Genomic DNA, 6,965 nt, shown 5'->3' on the forward strand with positions numbered 1-6,965 from the left:
CGCGATGCCACCGCGGTGGTGTTCGACCTCGACGGCGCGAACGGAGTCTTCTTCGAATCCACATCGCCCGACAGTACGGCGGGTCCGGTGCTCGAGGCACTGACCTTCCGCAACGGCGACCGCGCGGTCGAGGTGCGCGGCATTCCGCCGTTCGTGGAGCCGGCCGATCCGACCTCGGCCACGATCACCAGCTGCCGCTTCGAGTCGAACGCGGTCGGCGTGGAAGGATTCTGGAGCACGCTCGCGCTGCGGTCGTCGGTCTTCGTGGGCAACACCACGGCGGGGGTGCGTGCCGACGCCGCGGGCGTCGACGACCAGGACGGCGTGTACCGGGGCAACGCCACGGGCATCCGCAGCGTGGAGTTCGCCTTCGAGTCGTGGGAACGGTTGCAGGTCGCGAACGCCGACGTGGTGGCCAACGACACGGGGATCTCGCTCGTCTCGGCGGGCAGCACGTCGCTGATCGCGTCGTGCCGCGTGGATTCGAACACCACGCGGGGGCTCGCGCTGTCGGCCGACTCGTCGGACACGGTGCGCGTGCGCGACACCGAGCTGCGCGGCAACGCCACGGGCGTCGTCACCGAGACCTTCGTGCGCCTGGTGGTGGAGGACTCGCGGATCCTCGACGGAACGGGCGACGGGTTGCAGGCCGGCGCGTCGGTGCCCTTCCGGCTCGAGCGCACGGCGATCGCGCGCAACCAGGGCTGGGGGGTGACCACGGGCACGGGCGGCCTGCCGCGCACGGGCAACCACAAGCGCACGACCATCGACGACGGCGACGACGCCACCCGCGTGCTCGACTGCGAGATCGTCGACAACGCCGCGGGCGGCCTGAAGACCGCATCACCGCTCGTGCTCGTCCGCGACACCGTGGTCGCGCGCAACGGCGGGCGAGGGCTCGAGGCCGTTCCCACGTCGCAGCCCTCGAGCCTCGACGTGGTCCGCGCGACTTTCGTCGCCAACGCCGCGGCGGCCGTGTTCGCCGACCACGACTCGGTCACGGTGGCCAACACGATCGTGGTGACGAACACCGGGGCGGCCTACGAGTCGTCGGTGGGCACGGTGCCGGTGGTCACGTGCACGAACGTGTTCGACAACGGCAGCGACTACACGGGCCCGCTCGACGGACTGCTCGGAGAGAGCGGCAACATCAGCGTCGACCCGATCTTCTGCGATCCGAACGGCGGCAGCTACACGCTCGTGTCGATCTCGCCGTGCCTGCCGGATTCGCCGACGGGCGACCCGGCTTGCGGGCGGATCGGCGCGCGCGGGCAGGGATGTGCCGCCGAACCGATCATCGCGGCGGTTGAGGACATTCCGGCCGACCAGGGAGGACGGGTGCGGGTCACCTGGAGTGCCAGCGCCTTCGACACCCTCGGCTTCGACGTCACGGTCACCGGCTACGGCGTGTACCGGCGTCAGGACGCGCCCACGAAGACGGCGCCGGAGGGTCGTCCCAAACTGCTGGGCTGGGACTTCGTGGCCACCGTTCCCGCCCGCGGCGACCAGGGCTACCAGCTCGTGGCCGATACGCTGTGCGACTCGACGATCGTCGACGGCGACTGCTGGTCGGCCTTCTTCGTCTCGGCGATGACCGACGATCCCTTCGTGTTCTTCGACTCGCCGGTCGACAGTGGCTACTCCACCGACGACCTCTCGCCCGAGGCGCCCGGCCAGCTGGTGGTGTCGTACACGGGCGACGGCAACCAGTTGTCGTGGAACCCGTCGACGTCGACCGACCTGGGCGGCTACGTCGTGTTCCGCACCGACGACGCGGCCGCCGTACCCGACCCGGGTGCCGCACCGCTGGTGACCACCGTGCTGCCGGCCTTCGCCGACACCGACTTCGGGGGAGCCAGTCCGTGGGCATACCGCTACTGGGTGGCGGCCACGGACTTCGCGGGCAACCTCAGTGCGCTGGTGCTTCCGGTGACGACCACCGACACACCGGCCGCGCCGATCGGAGCGGTCGACCTACGACCCAACGTGCCCAATCCCTTCAACCCGGCCACCACGCTGCACTTCTCGACGGTGCGCACCGGCCGGGTACGGTTGACGATCTACGACTCCGCCGGCCGCAGGGTGCGCACGCTGGTCGACGGACGTCTGGAGGCCGGCCACCACGAACGACGGTGGGACGGCAGCGACGACACGGGCACGCCGGTGGCGAGCGGGGTCTACCGCGCCCGTCTGCAGGCGAACGGCCGCACGCTCTCGCGCTCCATGCTGTTGCTGGAGTGACGGGCGCCGATCAACCGCCGGCGCGTCTGGCGTCGTGGCCGCGCGCGCGGAGTTCGTCGACGACGAGCTCGACGTGGTCGCCCTGGATCTCGATGCGGCCGTCCTTGGCGGTGCCGCCGCTGCCGCAGCGCTGCTTCAGCTCCTTGGCCAGTGCGGCCAGGGCGAAGGGATCGAGCGCCACGCTCTCGATCACGGTCACGGTCTTGCCCTTGCGTCCCTTCGACTCGCGGCGCACGCGCACGCGGCCGTCGCCGGTGACCGCGCCGGCGATGGTGCTGCACGTGCAGTCGTCGACCGGACGTCCGCAGTCGGGGCACATGCGGCCGTGGTCGGTCGAGTAGACCAGGCCGTCGCCGGAATCGCGTTTGCGCTTGGCCATGCGAGGGAGTATGGAAGCGGGAGATCCGAAGGAGCGTGCCGCAGCGTAGGGGAGCGCGTCGCGGCGCGCAAGGCAGGGTGCGCGCACCGGGAGTCCACCATGACACGGGTTCTGCGGGCCGGACACGACGACCTGGGCCCGGCGGTCGAGGCCCTGCGCCGCGGCGGCCTCGTGGCCTTCCCCACCGAGACCGTCTACGGCCTCGGCGCGCGGGCCGACGATCCGGTGGCCCTCGAGGCGATCTTCCGCGCCAAGGGCCGTCCCCACGACAACCCGCTGATCGTGCACGTCGCCTCGACCGACGCCGCGCGCGCGGTGCTCGCCACCTGGCCCGACGGCGCCGAGCGTCTGGCCCGGGCCTTCTGGCCCGGCGCGCTCACCCTGGTGGGCGCGCGGCGCCCGGAGTTCCCCGCCGCGGTCAGCGCCGGCCTCGACACGATCGCCGTGCGCGTGCCCGACCATCCGGTCGCCCGCGCGCTGCTCGAGGGCGCCGGTCCGGTGGCCGCACCGAGTGCCAACCGCAGCGGACGGCCGAGCCCGACCACGGCCACGCACGTGCTCGACGACCTGGGCGATCGCGTCGACGTGGTGATCGACGGCGGCGCCTGCCGCGTGGGACTCGAGAGCACGGTCGTCGACGTCACGGTCGATCCCCCGCTGGTGCTGCGACCAGGCGCGGTGCCGGTCGAAGCGCTGCGGGCGGTGCTCGGAGCGGTGGACCTGCACCCGACCGTGGCGGTGCCGAGCGAAACGACCGACGCCCGCGCTCCCGGCATGAAGTACCGCCACTACAGCCCGCGTGCGCCGCTGTCCCTGATCGAGGGCGATCCCGACGCGGTCCGCCTTCACCTGACCGCGCTCGCCGCCGAGAACCCCACGGTCGGCATCGTCGGTCTGCAACTCGGCGCGACCGGCGACCGGGTGGTGTCGTTCGCCGACCTCGAGGCCTTCGCGCACGACTTCTACGCGGCCCTGCGTGCGCTCGACGCCCGCGGCGTGTCGCGCATCGTGGTGGGCACGGTGGCCGACGAAGGTCTGGGACGGGCGATCCTCAATCGACTGCGCAAGGCGGCCACGCGCGTCGAGAGGGTCTGAACGCAGGGCTCAACGGCTCGACGTCGGCTCGACGATCCGCGCCAGCTTCAGCAGACGCGAGCTCAGCCGCAGGCCGCTGGCCTCGGTGGCGGCCAGGTTCACCTCGAAGCGCAGGCGGTCGTTCTCCACGAAGAAGTTCATGTGCCCGCCGTCGGCGGCGAATCCCTCGTGGTGGGCGACCGTCAACACCGGCAGGGGCGCGAGCACGTCGATCGCCGTGCGGTAGTCTTCGGGAGCGTCGGACGAGACGAACACCAGGCGGCAGTCGACCAGGTCGTCGGCGCGCGTCGATCGCAACACGCGGAAGGTGGTGACGTCGTCGGACGAGCGGAACACCTCGTCGAGCTTCGGGCCGAAGGGATCGGAGCCGAGCACACCGATCCGGACCACGCCGTCCTCGCCCGCGGTCACCGAGTCGGGCCAGTCGACGAACTCGAGGAAGTGGTAGAGGAAGGCCGCCTTCACCAGGGCCTCGCGCCCTTCCGTTCCGGCGCGCGCCGGAGGCGGAGCGGTCGTCAGGGCGGCCAGCAGCACGCACACCACCAGACCCACCGCAGCGACGAGGCTGCCGTGGGCGGTCCCGGTCGAGCGACCGGAGGGGTGTCGGTGCGCGTGCACGGTCGTGGTCTCCTCAGGTCAGCGCCGGGAAGAGCGATGACTTGCGATCGGTCGTGACGATTCGCTCGCGGTCGACCACCCGGGGCAGCCTCACGTCGAAGACCTGGTTGCCGGACGCGTCCACGCGGGCCGAGATGGCGCCTCCGTGCTCGCGGACCACGGCCCCGGCCAGGGCCAGTTCGAGCTCGAGACTTCCGGTGTGGTTCTCGAGCGACGGCACGTAGAAGTCCTCGAACAGGTACGGTGTCCAGCTCTCGTCGGCCGTCGAGCCATCGTCGCGGATCTGCATCTCGACCGTGTCCGCCGTGGCGAGCCAATCGACCTCGAGGGTTCCTTCGGTGTCCAGCCCCTCGATCGTGTGCTTCAACAGACTGCGTACCACCAGTTGCAGTTCTTCGGGATCCCCTTCGACGGTCAGATCCGAGGCCGGGGCGCGCACGATGCGGATGCCCTTGCTCTCGATCTGTTCGGACTCGTCGTCGAGGCCGCGGTCGGTGAGTTCACCCAGGTCCACTGCCTCGAGGTTCAGGGGGACGTGCCCGGCCTTGTACTCGCACAGGCGTAGGGCGCGGTCGATCATGGTCTCGAGCCGCTGCGCGCCGCCGAGGATCGTGCCCGCGAGTTCGAGCAGGTCGGGTCGGTCGGTCAATTCCATCTGCAGCAGGCTCGCCGGACACGCGATCGCGGTCAGCGGGGTGCGCGTCTCGTGTGAGAGCAGGGCCAGGAACTGTCCCTTGAGGTCGTCGACCTCCTCGACCGATCGCAGCCGCAGGTACACGTCGAGCTTGGCGCACAGCTCGTCACCGGAGAAGGGCTTGGTCACGTAGTCGTCGGCGCCGGCCTCGTAGCCCTCGAGGCGTTCCTCGAGCATGGCCTTGGCCGACACCAGGATCACCTTGGTGTGGCGCGAGTGCGGGTCGCTCTTGATGCGGCGGCAGGTCTCGTAGCCGTCCAGGCCGGGCATCATGATGTCGAGCAGGACCACGTCGGGCCGGAAGCGGGGAATCGTGTCGAGCGCCTCCTGTCCCGATTCGACGACGACGAGATCGTAGTCGTCCTCGAGATACTCCATGACCACGATCCGGTTCATGGGATCGTCGTCGACGGCGAGGATTCGTGGCAGGCGGTTCATGCGGGATCTCCCGGTCGTGGGGCCGGATGGTGTCGGTGGGTCATCGGACGGCCTCCGTGGTCGGCTCGAGCGGCAGTTCGACCACGAAGACCGCACCGCCCTCCGGATGGTTGTGGGCGTGGATCCGGCCGTGGTGCACCGCGACGATCTGGTCGCAGATGGCCAGCCCCAGTCCGGTGCCACCGGCGCCGGTCCGGGTCGTGCTGCCCTGTTCGAACATGTGGAAGATGCGTTCGAGGTCCTGCTCGGGAATGCCGATCCCCTCGTCGCGGATCTCGATCACGGCCATGTCGCCGTCGCGGCGCAGGCTCATCCACACCTGGCCCTGCTGGGGCGAGAACTTCGCGGCGTTGTGGATGATGTTGTGCAGCACCTGCAGGATCCGGTTGCGGTCGATCGTCAGGACGATCTCGTCGTGGACCTCGAGGTGCAGCGTCATGCCCCGGTTGCTGAACAGCGAGCGCGACTCGTCGACGGCGTTGCGGATCACGGCGCCGAGGTCGTGCGGGCCGAACTCGAACTTCATCTTGCCGGCCTCGAGTTTCGACAGGTCCAGCAGCTCGTTCAGAAGCTCCAGGAGCCGGTCACCAGACTCGAGGATGTGGTCGAAGTACCCGGGCAGCTTCTCCGCGCGACCCTCGGCACCCCTCTTCTTGCCGAGATCGGCGAAGCCCAGGATGGCGTGCATGGGCGTACGAAGCTCGTGCGAGATGTTGGCCAGGAACTCGTTCTTGGCGCGGACGGCGTCCTCGGCGTGTTCCTTGGCGCGGGTCAGTTCGGCCGTGCGCTCTTCGACCCGCGACTCGAGCTGGTCGTGGTGGTCGCGCAGTTCGCCGTCGCGTTCCTGGATCCGGCCCATCATGGTGTTGAAGCCGCGGATCAGCGTGGCGATCTCCTCGGCCGTGTGGTCGGCGGCGCGCAACGAGTAGTCCTCTTCGCGGGTGATCCGTCGCGAGGTGTCGGCGAGTTCCTGCAGGGGGCGGGCGAGCGCGGCCTGGATGCGCCGGGCGACCAGGACGGCGATCCCCACCGCCGCGACGAAGATCACCGCGAGAGTCGCCGCGAAGCGCAGCGAGCGTTCCCACACCGGACTGAGGTCGGTGACTACGTGCAGTGTGCCGAGCGTGCGGCCGCGGCTGGCAATGGGTCGAGTGGCGTGGTGCCGGCCCTCCGGAGCGCCGCTTCCGTTCGGATGCGCGCGCCGGTAGGTCGCCATGGTGTCGCCCTCGGCCGTGACCAGGGCCGCGAACTGGACGTGCGGCACGGGGTCGAGCGTGGCGAGGGTCTCCCGCGCAGTGATCTCGTCCTCGAACACCAGCGGTGCGTGCAGGCTCTGACCGACCACCTCCGACAGCAGATCGACCTCGTTGCGGAGCGAGCGCGAGGTCAGATAGGTCTCGAGCGAGATCACCGCGGCCGACACGATCAGCAGCTCACCGATGGTGAGTGCCAGCAGGGCCACCAGGATCTGGCCTCGGATGGATCGCGGGCGGCGCACGG

6 protein-coding genes are annotated in these 6,965 nt (G+C 70.2%); 2 read left to right on the top strand and 4 right to left on the bottom strand.

Annotated features, from left to right (window positions below; translation table 11 throughout):
• Window positions 1-2,241, top strand: a 2,241-nt coding sequence (locus VKA86_13510; protein ID HKK72230.1) for a FlgD immunoglobulin-like domain containing protein, incomplete at its 5' end; no start/stop codon positions are given.
• Between the two features lie 10 nt (window positions 2,242-2,251).
• Here VKA86_13510 and VKA86_13515 read toward each other — a convergent pair.
• A complete protein-coding gene (locus VKA86_13515) occupies window positions 2,252-2,620 on the bottom strand; it encodes a translation initiation factor Sui1 (GenBank protein HKK72231.1) in 369 nt (122 codons plus the stop codon).
• 99 nt (window positions 2,621-2,719) lie between these two features.
• Between VKA86_13515 and VKA86_13520 the strand changes: the two genes are divergently transcribed.
• Window positions 2,720-3,715 carry an L-threonylcarbamoyladenylate synthase gene (locus VKA86_13520; protein HKK72232.1) on the top strand — a complete coding sequence of 332 codons (996 nt, stop codon included), beginning with the start codon at window positions 2,720-2,722 and terminating at the stop codon, window positions 3,713-3,715.
• Between the two features lie 9 nt (window positions 3,716-3,724).
• Here the strand turns inward: VKA86_13520 and VKA86_13525 are convergent, their stop codons facing one another.
• From VKA86_13525 to VKA86_13535, 3 genes are all read right to left on the bottom strand, one after another.
• Complete coding sequence (locus VKA86_13525) at window positions 3,725-4,333, bottom strand: YfiR family protein (GenBank protein ID HKK72233.1); 609 nt, start codon at window positions 4,331-4,333, stop codon at window positions 3,725-3,727.
• A 13-nt stretch (window positions 4,334-4,346) separates the two neighbouring features.
• Window positions 4,347-5,465 carry a hybrid sensor histidine kinase/response regulator gene (locus tag VKA86_13530; protein HKK72234.1) on the bottom strand — a complete coding sequence of 373 codons (1,119 nt, stop codon included), beginning with the start codon at window positions 5,463-5,465 and terminating at the stop codon, window positions 4,347-4,349.
• A gap of 40 nt (window positions 5,466-5,505) precedes the next feature.
• Window positions 5,506-6,965: ATP-binding protein (locus VKA86_13535; GenBank protein HKK72235.1), on the bottom strand; the 1,460-nt coding region annotated here is incomplete at its 5' end.

The sequence above is a fragment of the Candidatus Krumholzibacteriia bacterium genome, assembly GCA_035268685.1.
Classification (GTDB): domain Bacteria; phylum Krumholzibacteriota; class Krumholzibacteriia; order JAJRXK01; family JAJRXK01; genus JAJRXK01.

Bases quoted from the DNA above. Each gene is read 5' to 3' on its own strand.
- VKA86_13515 (HKK72231.1), bottom strand. From the start codon at position 2,620: ATGGCCAAGCGCAAACGCGATTCCGGCGACGGCCTGGTCTACTCGACC.
- VKA86_13520 (HKK72232.1), top strand. From the start codon at position 2,720: ATGACACGGGTTCTGCGGGCCGGACACGACGACCTGGGCCCGGCGGTC.
- VKA86_13530 (HKK72234.1), bottom strand. From the start codon at position 5,465: ATGAACCGCCTGCCACGAATCCTCGCCGTCGACGACGATCCCATGAAC.